This window comes from Methylocystis iwaonis (assembly GCF_027925385.1).
GTDB lineage: Bacteria > Pseudomonadota > Alphaproteobacteria > Rhizobiales > Beijerinckiaceae > Methylocystis > Methylocystis iwaonis.
The window spans coordinates 210,612-229,102 of record NZ_AP027143.1 but is presented as its reverse complement, the minus strand read 5'-3'; the positions used below and the strand labels follow the sequence as shown (position 1 = coordinate 229,102).

The 18,491-nt window shown below is 60.0% G+C and carries 19 protein-coding genes; 8 read left to right on the top strand and 11 right to left on the bottom strand.

Annotation, left to right across the window (positions count from 1 at the left end):
- Window positions 1-15: 15 nt before the first annotated feature.
- The 6 genes from QMG84_RS18835 to QMG84_RS21480 all read right to left on the bottom strand — a co-directional run bounded on the left by QMG84_RS18835 (window position 16) and on the right by QMG84_RS21480 (window position 6,115).
- Complete coding sequence (locus tag QMG84_RS18835) at window positions 16-1,530, bottom strand: argininosuccinate lyase (RefSeq protein WP_281932176.1); 1,515 nt, start codon at window positions 1,528-1,530, stop codon at window positions 16-18.
- Window positions 1,527-2,558, bottom strand: a complete 1,032-nt coding sequence (locus tag QMG84_RS18830; RefSeq protein WP_281932174.1) for a 1-aminocyclopropane-1-carboxylate deaminase/D-cysteine desulfhydrase — start codon at window positions 2,556-2,558, stop codon at window positions 1,527-1,529. The genes QMG84_RS18835 and QMG84_RS18830 overlap by 4 nt, the downstream gene beginning before the upstream one ends.
- Window positions 2,546-3,877: a class-II fumarase/aspartase family protein gene (locus QMG84_RS18825; RefSeq protein ID WP_281932172.1), complete on the bottom strand. Its 1,332-nt coding sequence runs from the start codon at window positions 3,875-3,877 to the stop codon at window positions 2,546-2,548. Before QMG84_RS18825 ends, QMG84_RS18830 begins: the two co-directional genes overlap by 13 nt.
- Window positions 3,874-4,788 carry an XcbA family protein gene (locus QMG84_RS18820; protein WP_434085995.1) on the bottom strand — a complete coding sequence of 305 codons (915 nt, stop codon included), beginning with the start codon at window positions 4,786-4,788 and terminating at the stop codon, window positions 3,874-3,876. Before QMG84_RS18820 ends, QMG84_RS18825 begins: the two co-directional genes overlap by 4 nt.
- Window positions 4,775-5,590, bottom strand: coding sequence for a phosphosulfolactate synthase (locus QMG84_RS18815; RefSeq protein WP_281932168.1), 816 nt, complete (start codon window positions 5,588-5,590; stop codon window positions 4,775-4,777). Before QMG84_RS18815 ends, QMG84_RS18820 begins: the two co-directional genes overlap by 14 nt.
- A 96-nt stretch (window positions 5,591-5,686) precedes the next feature.
- The gene (locus tag QMG84_RS21480; RefSeq protein ID WP_350356519.1) at window positions 5,687-6,115 is read right to left on the bottom strand and encodes an OsmC family protein; all 429 of its coding nucleotides are present in this window, start codon (window positions 6,113-6,115) and stop codon (window positions 5,687-5,689) included.
- Between the two features lie 339 nt (window positions 6,116-6,454).
- Between QMG84_RS21480 and QMG84_RS18810 the strand changes: the two genes are divergently transcribed.
- From QMG84_RS18810 to QMG84_RS18785, 6 genes are all read left to right on the top strand, one after another.
- Window positions 6,455-7,468, top strand: coding sequence for a Nit6803 family nitrilase (locus tag QMG84_RS18810; protein WP_281932166.1), 1,014 nt, complete (start codon window positions 6,455-6,457; stop codon window positions 7,466-7,468).
- Window positions 7,458-8,558 (top strand): MSMEG_0568 family radical SAM protein, encoded by a 1,101-nt coding sequence (locus QMG84_RS18805; RefSeq protein ID WP_281932500.1) that lies wholly within the window; start codon window positions 7,458-7,460, stop codon window positions 8,556-8,558. Before QMG84_RS18810 ends, QMG84_RS18805 begins: the two co-directional genes overlap by 11 nt.
- Window positions 8,555-9,109 carry an MSMEG_0567/Sll0786 family nitrogen starvation N-acetyltransferase gene (locus tag QMG84_RS18800; protein ID WP_281932164.1) on the top strand — a complete coding sequence of 185 codons (555 nt, stop codon included), beginning with the start codon at window positions 8,555-8,557 and terminating at the stop codon, window positions 9,107-9,109. The genes QMG84_RS18805 and QMG84_RS18800 overlap by 4 nt, the downstream gene beginning before the upstream one ends.
- 2 nt (window positions 9,110-9,111) lie before the next feature.
- Window positions 9,112-10,095: a sll0787 family AIR synthase-like protein gene (locus QMG84_RS18795; RefSeq protein ID WP_281932162.1), complete on the top strand. Its 984-nt coding sequence runs from the start codon at window positions 9,112-9,114 to the stop codon at window positions 10,093-10,095.
- A gap of 88 nt (window positions 10,096-10,183) precedes the next feature.
- Window positions 10,184-11,110: a Pnap_2097 family protein gene (locus QMG84_RS18790; RefSeq protein WP_281932160.1), complete on the top strand. Its 927-nt coding sequence runs from the start codon at window positions 10,184-10,186 to the stop codon at window positions 11,108-11,110.
- 56 nt (window positions 11,111-11,166) lie between these two features.
- Entirely contained in the window at window positions 11,167-11,574 is a 408-nt protein-coding gene (locus tag QMG84_RS18785) for a DUF983 domain-containing protein (RefSeq protein ID WP_281932158.1), read from the top strand.
- A gap of 122 nt (window positions 11,575-11,696) precedes the next feature.
- On the opposite strand, the gene QMG84_RS18780 is transcribed toward QMG84_RS18785, so the two are convergent.
- Window positions 11,697-12,197, bottom strand: coding sequence for a cupin domain-containing protein (locus QMG84_RS18780; RefSeq protein ID WP_281932156.1), 501 nt, complete (start codon window positions 12,195-12,197; stop codon window positions 11,697-11,699).
- Between the two features lie 189 nt (window positions 12,198-12,386).
- Window positions 12,387-13,052, bottom strand: a complete 666-nt coding sequence (locus QMG84_RS18775) for a hypothetical protein (RefSeq protein ID WP_281932154.1) — start codon at window positions 13,050-13,052, stop codon at window positions 12,387-12,389.
- A 52-nt stretch (window positions 13,053-13,104) separates the two neighbouring features.
- On the opposite strand from QMG84_RS18775, the gene QMG84_RS18770 reads away from it, so the two are divergent.
- Window positions 13,105-14,829, top strand: coding sequence for an AllF/FdrA family protein (locus QMG84_RS18770; RefSeq protein ID WP_281932152.1), 1,725 nt, complete (start codon window positions 13,105-13,107; stop codon window positions 14,827-14,829).
- A 71-nt stretch (window positions 14,830-14,900) separates the two neighbouring features.
- Window positions 14,901-16,043, top strand: coding sequence for an MSMEG_0565 family glycosyltransferase (locus QMG84_RS18765; RefSeq protein WP_281932150.1), 1,143 nt, complete (start codon window positions 14,901-14,903; stop codon window positions 16,041-16,043).
- Window positions 16,044-16,112: 69 nt separating this feature from the next.
- Here the strand turns inward: QMG84_RS18765 and QMG84_RS18760 are convergent, their stop codons facing one another.
- The 3 genes from QMG84_RS18760 to QMG84_RS18750 all read right to left on the bottom strand — a co-directional run bounded on the left by QMG84_RS18760 (window position 16,113) and on the right by QMG84_RS18750 (window position 18,489).
- Entirely contained in the window at window positions 16,113-17,531 is a 1,419-nt protein-coding gene (locus QMG84_RS18760; RefSeq protein ID WP_281932148.1) for a YlbE family protein, read from the bottom strand.
- Window positions 17,532-17,654: 123 nt separating this feature from the next.
- Complete coding sequence (locus tag QMG84_RS18755) at window positions 17,655-18,143, bottom strand: MSMEG_0572/Sll0783 family nitrogen starvation response protein (RefSeq protein ID WP_202073253.1); 489 nt, start codon at window positions 18,141-18,143, stop codon at window positions 17,655-17,657.
- Window positions 18,144-18,210: 67 nt separating this feature from the next.
- Complete coding sequence (locus tag QMG84_RS18750; RefSeq protein ID WP_281932146.1) at window positions 18,211-18,489, bottom strand: hypothetical protein; 279 nt, start codon at window positions 18,487-18,489, stop codon at window positions 18,211-18,213.
- Window positions 18,490-18,491: the final 2 nt, after the last annotated feature.

Here is an 18,491-nt window from a genome sequence, read left to right as displayed (position 1 = left end):
TGCTGTGCCTCACGGTCAGCAGCCAGCAACGAGCTTTTCGACCCGGCAAAGGAGATCCTTCTCTACTTGCGCGAATTTTGCCAAATCCGCACTCGCTTGCGCGCTCAATCGGCGCGCAGACGCCCCATATTCTGCAGCCATCGTTTCGACGACCCTGGGCGCGGCCCCACCGGCCGAGGACCGGCTGGCGACGATCTGTTTGGGATCGAGGATCGCCGCCAGCCTATCGGGATCGAGAGAAAGCTCCACGCCCGCCACTCGCTGCGCGGACAGATGAATCGTTTCTACATCAATATCTATCCCCCGTCGTCCGGCTCTGCTCGCCGCCTTAACCGCATCGCCGACGATTCGGTACGCTGTCCTGTAGTCGACGCCACATTCGAGCATGACGTGCTCGGCTAGGTCGGTCGCTTGGCTGAAACCATTTTCTAGCGCCTTCCATAGACGAGCCTCGTTGACCACCAGAGTGGCAACGACGCCTCTCGTTAGATCGCTCACCTTGCGCGCATACTCTAAGGCCCGCGGAATCTCACCGTAGGCGAAGATCAGGTTGTCGCTCCGAGCAGATGGGCTTTTAACGACCGCAAGGAAGCCAGCAAGACGCCCGATCAACATGCCACTTCCACCGCGTATGATCGAAAGCGCGTAGGGATTGCGCTTCTGTGGCATCAGCACTGACGAGCGCGTGTAGGGCCCGGCGAGATCGACATAGTCGAATTCCTGGCTTGACCAGATTTCCAAATCTTCGGCGAGCTTTGACTGGTTGGACAGTAGACTCACGCCCGTCCCCAAGAGATCGATAAACGTATCTGTCTGCCACATCGCGTCTCGCGTATGCTCGATCACCCTGTCGAAACCGAGAAGGTCTGCGACAAACGCGCGATCCCCAAGCAGACGGCTCCCGTTGACGCACCCAGCTCCCCCTGGGCTTTCATTGATTTGGCTAAGCGCCGTGCGCAACCGCTCGGCGTCACGCAGCGCCGGTGGAACGAAGCTTAGAAGATAATGGCCAAAGGTCGACGGCTGGGCCTGCTGCAGATACGTCTGATCGGCCATGAAGGTTTCGGCATGCCGCGCAGCTATATTGCTTGCAGTTTCAGCGAAATCGGCTGCGGATTTCAGCAACTCCGCGGTCAGGCGACGCAATGAAATGCGTAGAGCAACGCGCGCCGCCTCGCGGCGGGGTCTGCCCGCGTGGAGCCAGCCCGCGACATCTCCAAGCGAAGCTACTACGTATTGTTCGCGTGAGTTATATGCTTCGCCAAGCTGCGGATCGTAAGGAAACTCTGCAGCGTCCGTGTGATAGATTTTCAGCAGCACACCCAAAACCTGGCGCGCGACACTGTCCGAGATGATTCCGCGATGGTGCAGATCGATTACATGCCCGAAGTCCGCCATGTTGAGCCCGTGATGCAGAACCGCTGCATCTGCGATCTCCCAGGCGAAGCCAGCTTCGATCAGCTCCTGCGCCGGTCGATCAGAAGAAGGGCCTTCAATGCGGGCGTGGTAGTCGCGGGTCGGTGAGATCATATCATTCCATCTCGAGATTTGACGGGCGGTTGTGTGATTCGATTTGCGGCCCGGTCGGCGACAGCGAGAAATCCCCCCGTATGCCAGTAGACGACAGAGCCTGCCGGCCGGCTTAATGAATCTCCGAGCCAGATCATCGCCTTGCCGTTGTATGTCGTGTCGACCAGTAACCGGCTACGGCGCGTGATCTCGTCAATGAACATATCCTCGTGCCTGTCGCAGACTCCGAATCCCGCGCCGCGGCCGTCGACGAGTCGCCACTTGCAGTGAACGGATCGCAGTGCGCCTCGTCCACCTCCGCAAGCGGTCGCCATCGCGTTGATCACGGGCGACAACTCCTCAGGCGGTCGAGACACACAGACGCCGACGACTTCGATATTGAAAGCTCCAGCGTCATTTTCGTTTTCAAAATCGTGTGTGAACCCGGAGACAAGACCAGCAATCGTTCCGCCCGATCCCACCGGGATAACGACGGTAACGTCGCGCAACCCGACGTCCGCAAGTTGCCGTCTGAACTCTCCGGCCGCGTGGGCGTATCCCAACGCGCCGACGACGGTCGCGCCGCCACGAGGGACGAGATAAGGACGACGCCCTTTGACCCTGAGATCATTGACGCATTGTTTCGCGGCGTCATCCATGCTCGCACGGTTGGCCGATCCCGTGAACATCACTGTCGCGCCCGCGGCCAGGGAGAAAGCGAGCGCAATCGGTTCACGATGTGAAACCTCTCCGTAACACACTTGGTAGACCGCAATTCCATGCCTCGCGCATGCGGCCGCCATCAGCGCCGCAAAGTTGGATGTCGGTCCTCCACAAACCACCAGGCAGTCTGATTCCTGGGCAATGGCGTCTCCCAGGATGAACTCGATCGTCCTTACCTTGTTGCCGCCCCACGAGTAGCCCGTGAGATCGTCTCTCTTAATCCACAAATCGTCGATCCCGAGAATTTCCCCCAAATCCGAACCTCTCTCCAGCGGCGTGGGAAAGGCGCCGAGTTCGACCCGTGAAATTGGCCTCATTGCCAGCATTCCGATTCCAACGCCCTGCGGCGTCCCGCCGCCTCAACCACGCGATCGACCATCAACGCGCATGACCCAAAGTCTACCCTCGCAAGCCCCGAGAGTTCGTGTTGCGTTGCAAAGCCTTGCAGCAGGCTCGTGAGAGAAACTTTTTCCTCGGCACCCGCACGATAAGCCTCTTGAAGCAGCATTTGCGCACGGTGCTTGCCAAGACGAGCGGACATCACGCTCAGCAAATGCTCGGACGCGGGTACGTTGGACAGATTGCGTCGCATCGCGGCCATATCAATCTCGAGCCCGCAGACCAGCTCTCTGGACATGGCGGCTGCAGCCAGAACGGAGTGACATAACGTCGGAAAGACAGACCACTCGATTTTCCAGTGCCGCCCATCTCGCTCATGTTCATGGACGAGCGAGTCGGTAAGAATATTGGACTGGGCGCGTGCCAGTTGCGCGAGCGTCACGATCTGCTCGCTGCGTTCGGGATTACGCTTGTGCGGCATAGTGATACTCCCCACGGTCGCGTTTTGCGATCGTTCACGAAGCTCGCCGATTTCGCTACGCTGCAAGACGTAAATCTCATTGGCGATGCGAGCGAGGCTTGTCGCGGCCATGGCGGCTACGTGGGCGAATTCGGCAATGCGATCCCGACAAGATAGCCAGGAGATTGCCGGTTCGCGCAATGAGAGCCGACGGCAGAATGCGGCGCGCAGATCGAGCCCACGATTTCCGAAGAAAGCCAATGCTCCGACCGCGCCACCGAGCTGTCCGACGAGCCAGCGGCTCCGAGCGCCGCGCATGCGCTCGAGATGGCGGCCGATTTCGTCCGCCCATGAAGCGAGTTTGAACCCGAAGGAAATCGGCGCTCCCAACTGCCCATGCGTTCGGCCCGCCATGGGCGTCTCCCGATGTTGACGGGCGAGCTCTATCAGCGCGCCTTCCAGCATCCACAAGTCTCTCCAGAGCAACGCGCCGCCAGCTTTCATCTCCAGCACTTGCGCTGTGTCGGACACATCCTGCACCGTCGCGCCAAAATAGACATATTCAGACGACGTAGCGGGCAACAGCTCTCGCAGCGTTTGTATCATGCCAAGCGTAGAGTGACCCGTTGACCGCGTTCGCTCGGCGATGCGATCGAGTGGCAGCTCGGCGCCGCGAAGGGCGCCGATGTCTTCAGCCGCTGCAACCGGGATAATGCCGCATTCAGCCTGAGCCTCGGCAAGAGTCACGATCACTTCCAGCCATCGCGCTACCCGCGCGGTTTCACCGAAAATCTCATGGCTCTCGGGCGTGGACCACCGGTGACCGAAGATCTTGGAGTCGATCATGTGCGCGTCCATGGGACTCCGACCTTTCGCACGATCCGGTCGATCGCTTCCCGAACTTCCGCAAGAGACGCGCCCCACGGCACATATGTCGCTCGCGAACGCTCCTCGACGCCTTCTTGGATGAGGCAACATCGTGCGATTGTCTGCGCGCCGCCGAGTCGCCCATCCAAAAAGCGGTTCGGGCATATATCGACAATGGGCGCCGCGGAGCCATAAAACCAGCGATGGATCTGTTGGGAACGCTCGCAGCCGAGCAGTATCCAGTCTCGTTTAGAAGGCCTCTCATCGAGGAAGGAAGCATTTGCGCCGGTGATGTCTATGCCGGCCCCTCGGCAGGGCGCCAGCACTTCGGCGGGAAGTGGATTGCAAGCTCTCTCCAGCTCCTCTCGGCTGTCGACGAAACTGGGAACCGCCACGATGGGAGGTAAATCCTCCGCCATGTCCAGAACACGCTGGACCTGATCGAGCAATTTCGAGGGAAAGGGAGGGACAACATCGAAGACATTCAGCACGAGGGGCGCCGGATTCAGAAGGAAACTCACATGCGAATAGCGCCCCTCGACTACAATGCAGGATGCTCGGGGGTGCTCCATCGCCAGGCGCGCGAGCTGGGAAGGAACCGCCGTGTCGATCGCCGGCGCGACGACGTAACGGCAGGCGTTGGGAGGTGCGAGCACTCGCACCTCCCTAATTCTTGAGAAAAGCCCAGAATCCTCGGGGCGAGCAACCTCGAGGACAGCCGAGTCGCCGCCACATCGGGCGACGATGAAACGCGTCCGCATATAGGCTTCTCGGCCCGAAAAGTGTTTTATGAGCCAATCCGCGTCAAGGTTATCGACATTCGTGCTGAGCGCGACTTGGCGGTACCGTGTCGGCGTGACGTTGGGAGCAGACGGCTCAAATGCGAACATCTTTGCCTCTTTCCCCCTCGATTGCATAAGAGTTTGGAAGGATTCCCAGCGTGTCGGCGCGTAATCCTCGCCGAAGCGCCTCGAGGCTGATCAACTCGTCGACGAGAATATTGCCGAGATTGACGTCTGACCCGAACTGCCGAATAAGAAATGCCTGCTGTGCACGTTGCGGCGCCTCATAGATAAGGCGGTCCGCCCGGCGGCTTCGCGCGAGCGCGTGGAGCACATTGTGCCGGACCTTGCCGCAATCATCGTAGAGGCCGACTGTTCCGCTCTCTCGTCCTTCCACGACGATCCAGTCGGAACCGGCCATCAAGTCAGTTTCGATCTGGGAGATCCAGTCGACAGCCGATAGGATCTTACTGGGATCCTTGCTTCCAATCTCCGACATCACTTCGAACCCAAAAGACCGGGCGCGGGCGATAAGCATCTGCTTATCGCAGTATGGCATATCTGTCGCGCCGTCCGAGATTTCCACGCAATCGAAACCGATATCTTTTGCGAACGCGAAGAAGCTTTCAGTTCGCCCCTGAAGCCAGGCTGCTTCCAACAGCGTGCCACCGGTGCAAGTCTTGACTTGAGCAGCGCGCAGAACGGCGACTTTCGCTCGGGCGGTCGGATCGACGTAGGATGTGCCGAAGCCAAACTTCCAGACGTCGATGATCCGAGCCGCCGAAGAAAGGATGCTCTCCGTCGCCAGCAGCGTACAGCCTTTGTCGAGAACGTGCGTGATCCCTTTACAACGGGGTTTCGCCGAACGTGGGGGAAGATCAAGGAAGTTTGGAAGCTCACTACCAGGCATGACGCCGATCTCCCTGTGGCGACGCGTAGTATTATAGTGTATACGCTATGTCGCATCCGATAGAACGTCAAGGACGCGCGTGATCTCCCGCGCGATTCAGGGCGCCCCCGCAATGGAGGGCTCGCCTGCCGCGTCGACAGAAATTTCAACATCGGAGCGAAGAGTGTTGGTCACGTAGCACAGGCTCTCCGCACGACTGATTAGGGCATCGATCATCGAGGGGTCACATCCCATGCGAGCCGATATATGAATCGCGCGAAAGCGAGGGCCGTCGTAAGTCCCCGTCGCCGTCACCGCCAAGTGCTGCAACTCGACCGATAGCCTTTTGGCGCTAAAAGCGATTGCGAGCGTAAAGCAGGACGCCACAGCCGAAAGCAGAAGCTCCGTGGGTTGAGGCCCACTGCCATCTCCTCCGACGCTTTTCGGCTCATCCGCGACGAGAACGAAATTTCCTGCGCGTATGTCGCAGCGCAGCCCTCCGCGCCACGAACTCTCCACCGATCGTTTGAAACGCCCTGATGCCATACTAAAGACCCCCTATTGCATGAATTCATGAAGCGCATTGTCTCAGACAAACCCGACCCACGACAGATGCGCAGCAAGGGCCCCGAGGAGTGCTCTAAGGACGCATTCTCAAGGGTGGAGAAGCCCACTCCTTAGCAGATGCTGCCTTATCGCGGGCCGTTTTGCAAGATTTGTATCATACAATTTTTTATCTTGACCGGCAATTGAATGCATGATTGCATTGACACTGTAACCACATTGACTGGCACGATTAGAGTCAATCGAGGCCCGGCAACGAGTTGTAGCGCCGAAAATAAACCCGCGAGGAAGCGACGCCTCTCGGCAGGGAAGGAAAAGCGAATGGCTGAAAAACGAATTGTCAAAGTCGCCGCCGTGCAGATCGCTCCAGATCTGGACACCTCTGAAGGCACTCTAGATCGCGTGCTCGCGGCAATCGCGGAAGCTGCCCAAAAGGGCGTACAGTTCGCAGTGTTTCCAGAGACATTCGTTCCCTGGTACCCGTATTTCTCTTTCGTCCGTCCACCCGTTCTTAGCGGCGCGGACCACATGCGCCTCTATGAGGATGCTGTGGTTGTTCCAGGGCCGGTGACCGAGGCGGTAGCGCAGGCCGCTCGGCGGCACAAAATGGTGATCGTTCTCGGCGTCAACGAGCGCGATCACGGCTCGCTTTACAATGCTCAGATCATCTTCGACGCGGACGGGCGGATTCTGCTGAAGCGCCGTAAGCTGACGCCGACCTTCCACGAACGGATGATCTGGGGTCAGGGCGACGGGGCCGGGTTGAAGGTTGTTGACTCCGCAGTCGGCCGGATCGGCGCGCTCGCCTGCTGGGAGCACTACAATCCGCTGGCCCGCTATGCGCTGATGGCGCAGCACGAAGAGATTCATGCCGCGCAGTTCCCGGGTTCTCTCGTCGGCCAGCTTTTCGCCGACCAGATCGAGGTGACAATACGCCATCATGCGCTGGAGAGCGGCTGCTTTGTGGTCAACGCCACGGGGTGGCTGACGGAAGACCAGATCGCCTCCATATCGCCGGACGAAAATCTGCGCCGCGGTCTGCGCGGCGGCTGCATGACAGCTATTGTCTCGCCCGAGGGTAATCACGTCGTGCCGCCCCTGACCTCCGGCGAGGGTCTGCTCATCGCCGACCTCGACATGGGGCTGATCGTCAAACGCAAACGCATGATGGATTCGGTTGGCCACTATGCGCGGCCGGAGCTGCTGTCTCTGCTCATCGACGACCGCGTCGCGGCGCCGGTGCGCAGCATCAACGCCGCCCGCTTTTCATCCTCCGGCGAGTCATCCGAGGAAGCAGCCGAAATCTCGAGCGGGACGAACGATGATGGCGACTGAGCATCTTATCAATGAGCTGCAATCCTTCGGGATCCGGCTCGCAGCCCCCGGAAGCGCGGGCGTGACGAGACGCGGCGGCGCCGGACCATCGGACCATGTGCCGGTGACAATCGACGGGATGACGGTGATGGCGCCGGTGCATAATGCGCCGGCCTTCGAAAGCCCTTACCTGGCGGAAAAACCCAACGCACAGGGGCGCACCCGTCTGAGCCGCGACGGCGTTACGATCGGCGACATCTCATTTACCGCGCGTCCCCGGTTCTACGATCGCGTCACAGCCGACGGCGTCCCCTACTCCCACATCGCGACCTTGCATGGTCGCGATGTACTCGCCACGACAGTGCTGCAAACCTGCATCCGATACCAAAGCCGCGTAAAGACTTGCCAATTTTGCTCGATTGGCCACTCGCTCGCGGCCGGCCGTACCGTCGAGCGCAAGACGCCGTCACAACTTGCGGAGGTGGCAAAAGCTGCGGTCGAACTCGACGGCGTTCGCCACATGGTGATGACGACCGGCACGCCTCCCGGTCCCGACCGCGGCGCAGCAATTCTCGCCGAGAGCGCGCGTGCCGTAAAGGCCGCGGTCGACCTGCCGATCGAGGCGCAGTGCGAACCGCCGGATGACGACGCATGGTTTGTGCGCATGAAAGACGCCGGCGTCGACTCGCTCGGCATGCATCTCGAAGCGGTTTCGCCGGCGGTTCGTGCGCGCGTCATGCCAGGCAAGGCGCAAGTTCCAATCGAGCGCTACTTCTCAGCGTTCGAGGCCGCCGCGCCCATCTTCGGTCGCGGCCAGCTCTCGACCTTTATCCTCGCGGGATTGGGAGACAGCGCGGCGGAAATACTGGATATCTGCGAGCGTCTGACGTCGATCGGCGTTTATCCATTCGTAGTGCCTTTCGTGCCGATCTCGGGGACGCCACTCGAAAGTCACCCGGCGCCGACGCCTGATTTCATGCACGCCGTCCTCGAACCGCTGGCCGCCATGCTCGCCAAGACGGGTCTTCAGTCTAACGAAATCAAAGCCGGGTGCGGCAAATGCGGCGCGTGCTCGGCCCTCTCCACTTACGAGCGGAAAACCGGCAAATGACGGCTCCGCTCGACACTCCCCGCATCGCCTCGAGCCTTCAAATCAAATGGGCGACCGAGGAATGGGAAAAATCAGCCGCGATGGCGCTCCGGCGGCGCGTCTTCTGCGAAGAGCAACAAGTCTTCGAGCAGGACGACCGCGATGAGATCGATGTGCTGGCCATCCCGCTGGTCGCCGTTGCGCTCGTTCAGGACATTGCCGACGGAGTGGTCGGCGCCGTGCGCATCCATGAGGACGAAGCCCGGGATGGAACCTGGTGGGGGTCACGGCTCGCCGTCGAGAAGCGCTATCGCCGGTTCGGCGGCGTTGGCGTTGGCGCGGGGCTAATCCGCCTTGCGGTGTCCTCTGCGCATGCGCTTGGCTGCCGGCGTTTTCTCGCCAACGTGCAGAGCCAGAATGCGCCGCTGTTTCAGCGACTGCATTGGCGATCGCTCGGTGAGTTCGAATGCCACGGCCGACTCCATCACCAAATGGAAGCGGATCTCCGCTATTACCCGCCATGTGAGACGCCGACCATAGGCTTCTTCACCCGAGCGCGAGGCGCGGCATGACCATGTCAATCATCGCCAGCAAAGTCGCGCATACACTCAAGGAAAGCAAAAGTTTCGCGGCAAAAGCCGATATCGCCGACGTGATCGGCTTGCTTGGCGTTTCCGCCGAGGAAGCGATAGCGGTCGGCGACGACTGTGCGGCGATCCCAGACGGCGACAGTTATCTGTTAATTGCGATCGAAGGCTTCATGAATGAATTCGTCGCCGGAGATCCTTGGTTTGCGGGCTGGTGCGGCGTTATGGTCAATGTCTCCGACATCGCCGCGATGGGGGGCGCGCCGATCGCGGTCGTCAATGCCATCTGGTCGGACGGCGTGGGCTCGGCCTCGCCGGTCCTTGAAGGCTTGAGAGAGGCGTCACGCGCCTTCGGGGTACCTGTCGTGGGCGGGCACAGCAATCTCCGTACGGACCGCGCCCAGCTTGCGGTCGCAATACTCGGGCGCGCCAAAAAGCTTCTCACCAGTTTCGGCGCAGAGCCGGGCGACCAGCTTATTTCGGCGATCGATTTGCGCGGGCGCTTCCGAGAGCCGTTCTCGAATTGGGAAGCGGCAACGACCGCCCCACCTGAGCGCCTGCGAGGCGATCTCCAGCTCTTACCTGCAATCGCTGAAGCCGGGCTGTCGAAGGCCGCGAAGGATATCAGCCAAGGAGGCGTCGTCGGCACCGCGGCCATGCTGGCCGAATGCTCGAATGTTGCTGTCTCCATTGATCTCGCCGCAATTCCCAAGCCGGACTCGATCCCGTTAGAACGCTGGCTGACGAGCTTTCCCAGCTTCGGCTACCTGATCACGGCGCGTCCGAACAAGGTCGACGAAATCTTGGCACTGTTCCGAGCGCGCGACATCGCCGCGGCAGCGATAGGCGAGATCGCCTCGGGCGCCACCGTCGCAATTTGCAATCAAGGAAAGCGCGAAATCGTCTGGGACTTCTCCCAGAGAGCGCTGATCGGGTGCACCGCGCAGGGCGCGAATCGACGCTCGAATTGAGAGCTGCAACCAAGGCGAGTCTACAGGTCATATGACACACACCCCTTTTCTCTCAGGCTCATCATCCCGAGACCATCTCGGTTGTCCCATGAGCGCATTTCACCCGGCGCTCAGCGCCGCCGACACGCGGCGTGGGATCGAGATCGTCGCCGGACAACAATGCCGCTGGGGGCGTGCTGAAACGGATACGTATTTGCTGGGCATGCCCCAGCTTGGTCTGAACGGCCTCTCGGAAACCTGGCTCCTAAAAGAACTCGGCCATCGCCACTGGATGATGCTCGCGCGCCTCGCCGGGCAGGATGCGCCGCGTTTCACCGACGAGCGCGGCGCGCCCGTCTACGCAGCATTTTGTGCTCTGTCTATTTACGACGCCAGATTAGAAGCGGCGCGCGAGAACGATCATCTGGTTATCAGTTCAAAGCTGCGACGACTGTCCCGGACTCAGATGCTCAGCCGTCACGAGCTGAATCTGCCGGATGGCGACATTGGCGTGGTGGAAATGGTGTCCACCTTCGTGCGGCGCGGCGCTGAGGGCGGCAATCATTCGGTTTCACGCTTCGCCGCGCCGGGGTTGCCGCCGGTATCTCCCGGGCCGGAAAACCATTGGCTCGCCGCCCGCGCAGCAGCATTACGCGCCGGACGGGCGGATGCCCATATGGGCTTCTCGATTCATCAGGACCAACCGCGCACGGTGGCCTCCTTCGACCCCTGCCCTAGCCAGGATTTCAACGGCGCTGGCCTGCTCTACTTCAGCAGCTTCGTATCTTTCGCCGATCGCACGGAATGGTCGTTCGCGCGAGAAAAATCTCTCGGTGCGACAACGGTCAGGCGAGATGTGTTCTTCTCCGGCAACATAGATCCCGGCGAGACATTGGCGGTTAGCTTGGTTGAATTGCGGGACTATACGGAAACATTTGCTCATCACTGCCAGATCTTGCGCGAGCAAGACGGCGCTCCCTTGGCCCGCATTTTCACAGTCAGACGAGCGCCGACGAAACCAGAGCAATCCCGATGATTGTCGAGAGCTCGCAATGAATCCAAAGGCTTTTTTCCCTGTGAGGAGTCCAAGCCATGCCGAAGAGAGTACATGTGCCGCCTTTGTCGCCGTTACAGGCCGGTCTGCGGGGGCGATGCCCGCGTTGTGGACGAGGATCGCTCTTTAACGGCTTTCTTGAGCTTCATAAGCAGTGCGACGCCTGCGGCCTCGATTATTCCTTTGCGGACCCCGCGGATGGGCCGGCGTTTTTCGTCATGTGTTTCGCCTGCGTCCCCTCGGTCGCGCTCGCCCTGTGGCTGGAGGCCGTCTATTCCCTTCCGTATTGGGCGCACCTTTTCACAACACTTCCGTTCTTGTTAGTGACCTGTGTGCCGCCTCTGCGCCCGTTAAAGGGCTGGTTTGTCGCCCGCCAATATTACTATGACGCCGAAGAGGGCCGCCTTGCGCTCGAAGATGCGCGCGCCAAACATCAGACGACGTAACCGCGGCGATGGCGACGCATCGGCTTGGTTCTCAGAGTCCCCAATTGTAGGGTGGCAAAATGCGCCGTGAGGGCGCGCGTGGTTCGGCCTCATCAACAGATGGGGGACCGCCAACGCCCTCATCAGTCACGATTGCGACACGCTATCCAGATCAATTGAACCGGCATCTTGCTTTTGTTTTCCCAATGGTGCGGGAGGTTGCCATCGAATTGCAGTGAGTCTCCCGCTTTCAGGATGTAATCGCGGCTGTTGACTCGGAACGAGACCTCGCCTGACAAGACATGAACGAGTTCCTCGCCCGCGTGTCTCAGGGCCTTCTCGCCGCTGGAGGCGCCAGGCGCCATTCGAGCGATCGCGGCGGCCGTCTGAAATTTCTGATAGGAGCCCGTTATGCCCGAGAGGCTCAATCCCTTATGTGACGTATAGACGCGCGGTCGCTGGTCCGCCGGCGTGTAATGGACGGGCTCCGGCGGAGTCTCGCCTTCCTCGACAAAATAAGAGACTGAAACGCCCAGGGCCGCAGCGAGCTTGAGCAGCGTGGTGATCGTCGGCACCATGCCGCTACGTTCGATTTTGTGAATTGCGGCAGGCGACACGTCGCTGATCTCTGCGAGCTGCTGCAAAGACAAGCCTTTTGTTCGACGCAGATTCGCCACCTTTTGGCCAACCAAACTCACGATGTCGTCTACTTCGCGAGAGCGCGAGCCTGCAACCTCGCGGGGCGCGCCATCAGCCGCCCGCTTCCGCGGTTCAGCCTTCTTCTTCGTCTGCGTAACCAAGGTGTACTCCGGCTTATCGGCGTAAAATGGCGATTACCGATCTAGCGCTACAAGCGCCGTTTCGATCTTCATTTCGTAAGCAGATTCGATACGGTCGCGCAGGGCGTCTCTCGATTCCAGCGCAGGTCCGACTGCCTCATGTTCTTTCCAATCGTCTACGCCGGGGGCGATTTCTATCACTTCTCCAGACTCAGGATCAAACCGCGCAAGCGCCGTCACGAAAACGGTCGCTCCGTCCAGCGGATTTCGCTGAAGCATGGATATGATGGCCAATCCAGTTTCAATATGCATCTCGATCCCCTGAAAAGGCGCGGCCGCCCCCCGATCGAGTTCCCCACTCCCTTCGAGGGTGACCCAGGCATGCCCTGAACCGCGCGCCTTGTCTATGCGCGATCTTCTAATCCTGCGAGCGTCGAGTTCACATATCTCGCGCTCGCGGATAGCGAAGGCTGCGCCTAACAGTTGCTCCTTGGGAAAGGGTAATGCTTCCAAAGTAATTGCGAGCGTGGGGTCCCCTGACCATGCCGCCTCCAATTGTTCGAGCGCCTCGATATGGCGCAGCTCATCTGCCAGTTTGCGGACGGTTCCCAGAATTCCTTGGTAGCGCGATACGTCCGAAATAGCGCCCTCGTACAACTGGCGCTCAAACGCAGCCCAGCGTGCGCGCGGCGTATGATAATCCACCCTGCCGTCGATCATCCTTTCTCTCCCCCTGCCTCGGATCGCCACCATAGTTGGGCCATCCCTTTCTTTGCCTGACAACAATCATACTAGATATGAAATGAGAGTTCACTATAATAAACGCGCTTTGGACGCGCCCTGCTTCAACGCCGCAACCGTTCCCTCACAGGCCATCGCCTGCGACGAGAAGATGAGGAAAGCCCAGGTGACCAAAAGCGTCGTCGTCTCTGTGCATAGCAATTCGTATAAGGATAGCATTTGTTTGCTCGAGGCGACGCGGACCTTGCTCGAGTACCCCGGCGTCACGTGGGGCTGGGCGTTCATGGCGACCCCGGCGAATTTGGAGACCTTGTCCAAGGCGGGTTTTACCGAGGATCCGCTGAGAGCGGACGCAAATGACCTCGTGCTTGCCGTCCGCGCAACCGACGAGTCAGCCGCCGCGGCCGCGCTCGAAGCAGCATCGAGGCTTCTATTCAACTCGGAAAGGAGCAGCGTGGCCAGCGAGCCCGAGCAGATATTCGATTTGCGATCAGCGCTCAAGTTACATCCTACCGCCAATATCGCGATTATCTCGACGCCGGGACACTATGCAACGCTCGAAGCGCAAAAGGCGCTCACAGCAGGTCTCCATGTGCTTTTGTTCAGTGATAATGTTCCTCTTGAAGACGAAATCGCATTGAAGCGACGCGGCCTGCGCCTCGGGCGTCTGGTCATGGGACCTGGTGCGGGCACGGCGATGCTCGGCGGCGTGGGTCTTGGTTTTGCCAATCGCGTCAGCGCCGGGCCGGTTGGCATCGTCGCCGCATCGGGAACCGGGGCTCAGGAAGCCATGAGCCTTCTCGATCGTTGGGGCGTCGGCGTCTCTCATGTGATCGGTGTCGGCGGTCGAGATCTTTCCGCGGAAGTCGGGGGCCTCATGACGGAAATGGCGATCCGCGCCCTCGACGCCGACGCCGATACGCAAGCGATCCTGCTCATTTCGAAACCGCCGTCGCGAGACGTCGTAGCCCGCGTGCTCGAATTGCCGCAGAAGCCAACGGTTGCTTCGCTGATCGGCCTCACAGCGCCGTTGAAAGGTCACCCACAGCACGTGACGATTTGCGACACGCTGGAGGAGGGCGCATTCCGCACGCTGGCAGGGCTCGGCATGCCAGCGCCCGACAACGGCGTCGGCCGCCTGATCGAGAAGGTGGCGCGCGCAGCGGCGAGGCTGAATGCGGACCGCAAGCGGCTCGTTGGCCTCTATAGCGGAGGAACTCTTTGCCACGAGGCCATGATGGTCGCATCTCGGCGCCTCGGCCCGGTATTTTCCAACGCCCCCTTCGACGAAAATTGGACCATCGAGAGCGCCCCGCCGGGCGCGCATATCTGCCTCGACCTCGGTGAGGAAAGCTATACCCAGGGTCGCCCGCATCCCATGATAGACGCCCGCGCCAGAGCGGAGCTGCTTCGTCGGCAGGCGAGCGACCCGACCGTCGCGGCCGTGGTCTTCGACGTCGTGATCGGCGATGGCGCGCACCCTGATCCTGCAAGCGTGTTGGCCCCTCTCGCCGCCGAAGTGGTACGATCTGGCGCGGCGGTTGTCGTTTATGTGCTCGGGACGATGCGGGATCCGCAGGGCTTCGAAGAGCAACGCGCCCGCTTCGAACAGGCGGGATGCATTGTCGCCGATAGCGCCGCGCGCGCCGCGCGCGCAGCCACAGCGCTCGTCCTGAGAGACCCCTCGGTCGCCCTTGATAATCTTCCGCCTGGTTTCTCGCCGTTCCTCAAGATCAACCCGGAAAAAGAAATATGAGACCTGCGCCCACTCTGAATTCGCCGCGCGTTGCGCTGACCACCTATTCCACAAAGCCACGAGGAGGCGTCGTGCACACGCTGGAGCTTGCGGAAGCCCTGCAGGCTGCTGGACTCGACGTGACCGTGATCGCCATGGGCGAGCCTGGCTCACTGTTCAGGAAAGTTGCCGTTCCCGTGGAGATGATCGCGACCCCGCCCGCAAAGAATACGCTTGAAGAACGAGTGTTCGGCTGGATTGATGCCTTGACCGCCGGCCTCGCCCGCCTGCGAGACTCATTCGATATCGTCCACAGTCAAGACTGCATCTCAGCGCGCGCCGCCGCCCGTGTGAGAGATGCAGGGGCGCGCTTTCGGTTAGTGCGCACCGTGCATCATGTCGACGATTTTACGACACAGGCGCTCATGGATTGCCAACGCAACGCCATATTGGAGCCGGATCGCGTCCTGGTTGTCAGCAAGACATGGCAAGAACGGCTTCGGGTGGAATATGGAGTCGACTCATCGATCGTCACCAATGGCGTTAGAAGCGAAGCATTCGCAAATATGCTAACGCCGCAACGGCGCGCCGAGCTGCGGCGACAAATCGGAACGAAAGATCGCTTCCTTTATCTGACCATCGGCGGGGTCGAGCCCCGCAAGGGAACCGAATTCCTTGTCAGGGCGCTGGCCCAACTAAAAGCGGAAAGAGCAGATCCGCCCGTATTAGCGATCATCGGAGGCCATTCGTTTCAGGACTACCGTGATTATCGCGAGCAGGTTTTGACCTCGCTCTGGCCGCTTGGTCTGGAGTTAGGCAAAGACGTCGTTTTGTTGCAGACGCTCCCCCAGACTGAACTGGTTGAATGGCTGGCCGCCGCGGACGGATTTGTTTTCCCGTCCATCAAAGAAGGCTGGGGCTTGGTGATCATGGAGGCTGCCAGCGCAGGGCTGCCCGTCGTGGCGTCGGACATCGATGTTTTCCGGGAGTTCCTTGTGCATGACCGAGATGCGATTCTGACGGAAACATCCAATCCCGCGTCTCTTGCTCGGGGGATGGCAAGACTGATGGACGAGCCCCACACCGTCGAGCGCCTTGTTAAAAATGGGCTCGAAATGGCGGCGCGCCATAGCTGGGATCGAACAGCCGACCAGCACATTCGCATCTATAACCGAGTTATCGAAGAAGAGATGCAAGCCTCCACGCTTTTGAATGGCGCGTTTTCTACAACCTAAGGAAAAGCCTGCCACGGCGGCGCCCCTCACGCCGCAATGCGTTATCTAGCTTTGCTGGACAGGGCATGTTCACATAATTCTCTGGTCAAGATCCATCAACGCTTGGGTAAAACAGTCAATTGGAGCCGAAGCGACGCCGGCCCCAATTTGGCCGGCGCCGCTAAAAGCGTGAATGACGCCTGTGTTGACAGCCGGAGTGATCGCAAGCTCGACGACGCGTCGAACATCCACGCCGAGTGGGGCGCCTGCGTTCTCCAATATTGGTAGAAGGAAAGAACGACTCTCTCCCGCACAGATGCGCTGCATCTTGCGTGTCGCCGCGATCGCGTCGGCCATTCTGCCACCGAGGAAACCCGCGACCGCCGGAGAGTTTGCCGAAACCGCCCCTCCAAGGCCAATCAGCTCGAGTACGGCGCTGTCGCCGATGTCCGCAGTGCTCGCTTCCGGACCATAGCCGGGAAAATACAGCGCCTTCTGGATTGGCGGCGCGGCCGCAAGGAACCACCGCTCTAGGCCCGCCAGCCGAATGCCGTAGGTCACGCCATTGCGCGACATCGTCGTCACGATGCTCGAATTTTCGACTTTGGCGGCGGAGTCGACCAGCGATTTGGCCGCAGCCATCGCGATGTTGAGAAACATCGTGTGATTGCGGCTGAGAAAATCAGCGGCCTCTCCAGCGCCTGGCCGGGAGATTCTCATCAAAAACGGGAGGAGATCCCTCAGTAGGAGACACGTTGTCGCCTGTACCCGTATATGAACGTCGTCCCCCATGACGACGCCCTGCGCCGCCAGCGACAAAACGTCTATAGCGCCCCTCCTGGCGATCGCTTCCCCAATTACAGGGCCAATCACATCGCGAATAAAAAAAAGCCGATCGATCGCCAAGCTGCTGTCGACGCCGAACCATTGAGTTTCGCCCGCTCCCTGGTTGATGCTCGAAAAAGCGATCGTTCTTCCCATTTCATTTTCCACCACGTAAACCGGGGCGGACGGGCCGATTACAGTGGCCATGGGAACGACGGTCGAATGTTCGTTCGCCGGTCGTAGCTCGATTTCGCGAGAGGCAATGAGACGGGCCGCCGCCTCGATGTTTCCGGCCCACCCCTCCGCGACGATGGCTGCCTTGATCGAACGTCGCAGAGGATCGCACATATCCGCCCATGCTATGGCAGGCCCGCAATGGAGCAATGTGCGCTCGCTCATGCCGGGCACGACCGCACCGGCTCTCTCGACACCCTTGAGAAGGGGCGCGCCATTGTTCAAGCGCGCGACAACCTCTGCATTCGCAGCGTCGACAATGGATGATTTAGGCCCCATCAGCCGGGCTAACGCCGAAATGACGTCGCTCTCTCCTCCGCAGGGAATTTGCCAATCGACGCCTATGACGGGCGCCCCCTGGCCTCTAATCGATTCCTCGAACAGAGGCAGGCCGATGTTGATCACGTCGATTTTACGAGGAAGAGGGATTACTGAGGAAGGAGCCGGCATGAGCGTCATTCCTGCCTAGGATAAGCCAAACTGGTAAAGCCATTTCGCGGTCTGCGCGGGCAAAAAGAAAAGCAGCAAGCGGTTTCAAGGCTTGCTGCTTTTCACCGCACAACCGAAGGCCTGTTAAATCGTCCAGGTCGTCATCACGAGGGCGCGGTCTCGCCAAGCCTGGATGGTGAGGTCGAGGATGTCGAGTGGGTTCACTGGAATAACGCCGGGGATCAGATCGTCTTCCCGCATGCCGTACAATGCGCCCATGGCAAATCGGCAAGCGTAGATTTTGGCCCCCTCGTCCATCAACGTCTTGAGTTGACGATTATACGCTAGATTGCCAGGGAAGCCTTCGGCGCCGACGGACGGGTAACCGCGCGCGGCTGAAGCCATGAGGACACCCGGCCCATAGAGCACGAAGGACAGCTCGAACCCTTTCCGGGCTAGGCGCGTAGCCGTCAGCATGTTCACGAGTCCGACCGATCCCTCGAAGGGAACGGTGTGCATAAAGATATAAGCCTTGTCGCCGGGATTAGCCTTGTGATCCGGGAACACCTTCTCCTCGACGTTGAATAAAACATCGCCGGGCTGCGGAGCGGGGATTGTAACGGTCTTAGGCATTTTGTCTCCTTTTTGCTTGTGACAAACCGTGGGCTTCCTTCGCAAAGTTGCGAAGGATCGAATTCAACTAGTCGAACTTGGGAAATGCCCGCTGGGCGGGACGCGGTCGTTCGGCCTGTGCCGGCCAAGCGCGGTGATGGCTTCCAGGAAGCACGTAGAAAGCAAACCGCCGCAGGCCATCGGGAAGCACGCGATAAATCGGCACAAACACAAAGCGCCAAAAATAGTCCTTGAGACTGCGCGGCCTGAATGAAAACGCCATCCCATTTTGCGTTGCGATGCGCTCTTGCGCCGCGGCGAGCAGGTAGTATTCCGAATTGGATCGGAGCCATTGTGGGAAAGACATGA

Excerpts from the sequence above, each read along its gene's own strand:
- QMG84_RS18835 (WP_281932176.1), bottom strand. The coding sequence starts at position 1,530 with ATGATCTCACCGACCCGCGACTACCACGCCCGCATTGAAGGCCCTTCT.
- QMG84_RS18830 (WP_281932174.1), bottom strand. The coding sequence starts at position 2,558 with ATGCTGGCAATGAGGCCAATTTCACGGGTCGAACTCGGCGCCTTTCCC.
- QMG84_RS18825 (WP_281932172.1), bottom strand. The coding sequence starts at position 3,877 with ATGATCGACTCCAAGATCTTCGGTCACCGGTGGTCCACGCCCGAGAGC.
- QMG84_RS18820 (WP_434085995.1), bottom strand. The coding sequence starts at position 4,788 with ATGTTCGCATTTGAGCCGTCTGCTCCCAACGTCACGCCGACACGGTAC.
- QMG84_RS18815 (WP_281932168.1), bottom strand. The coding sequence starts at position 5,590 with ATGCCTGGTAGTGAGCTTCCAAACTTCCTTGATCTTCCCCCACGTTCG.
- QMG84_RS21480 (WP_350356519.1), bottom strand. The coding sequence starts at position 6,115 with ATGGCATCAGGGCGTTTCAAACGATCGGTGGAGAGTTCGTGGCGCGGA.
- QMG84_RS18810 (WP_281932166.1), top strand. The coding sequence starts at position 6,455 with ATGGCTGAAAAACGAATTGTCAAAGTCGCCGCCGTGCAGATCGCTCCA.
- QMG84_RS18805 (WP_281932500.1), top strand. The coding sequence starts at position 7,458 with ATGGCGACTGAGCATCTTATCAATGAGCTGCAATCCTTCGGGATCCGG.
- QMG84_RS18800 (WP_281932164.1), top strand. The coding sequence starts at position 8,555 with ATGACGGCTCCGCTCGACACTCCCCGCATCGCCTCGAGCCTTCAAATC.
- QMG84_RS18795 (WP_281932162.1), top strand. The coding sequence starts at position 9,112 with ATGTCAATCATCGCCAGCAAAGTCGCGCATACACTCAAGGAAAGCAAA.
- QMG84_RS18790 (WP_281932160.1), top strand. The coding sequence starts at position 10,184 with ATGAGCGCATTTCACCCGGCGCTCAGCGCCGCCGACACGCGGCGTGGG.
- QMG84_RS18785 (WP_281932158.1), top strand. The coding sequence starts at position 11,167 with ATGCCGAAGAGAGTACATGTGCCGCCTTTGTCGCCGTTACAGGCCGGT.
- QMG84_RS18775 (WP_281932154.1), bottom strand. The coding sequence starts at position 13,052 with ATGATCGACGGCAGGGTGGATTATCATACGCCGCGCGCACGCTGGGCT.
- QMG84_RS18760 (WP_281932148.1), bottom strand. The coding sequence starts at position 17,531 with ATGCCGGCTCCTTCCTCAGTAATCCCTCTTCCTCGTAAAATCGACGTG.
- QMG84_RS18755 (WP_202073253.1), bottom strand. The coding sequence starts at position 18,143 with ATGCCTAAGACCGTTACAATCCCCGCTCCGCAGCCCGGCGATGTTTTA.
- QMG84_RS18750 (WP_281932146.1), bottom strand. The coding sequence starts at position 18,489 with ATGTCTTTCCCACAATGGCTCCGATCCAATTCGGAATACTACCTGCTC.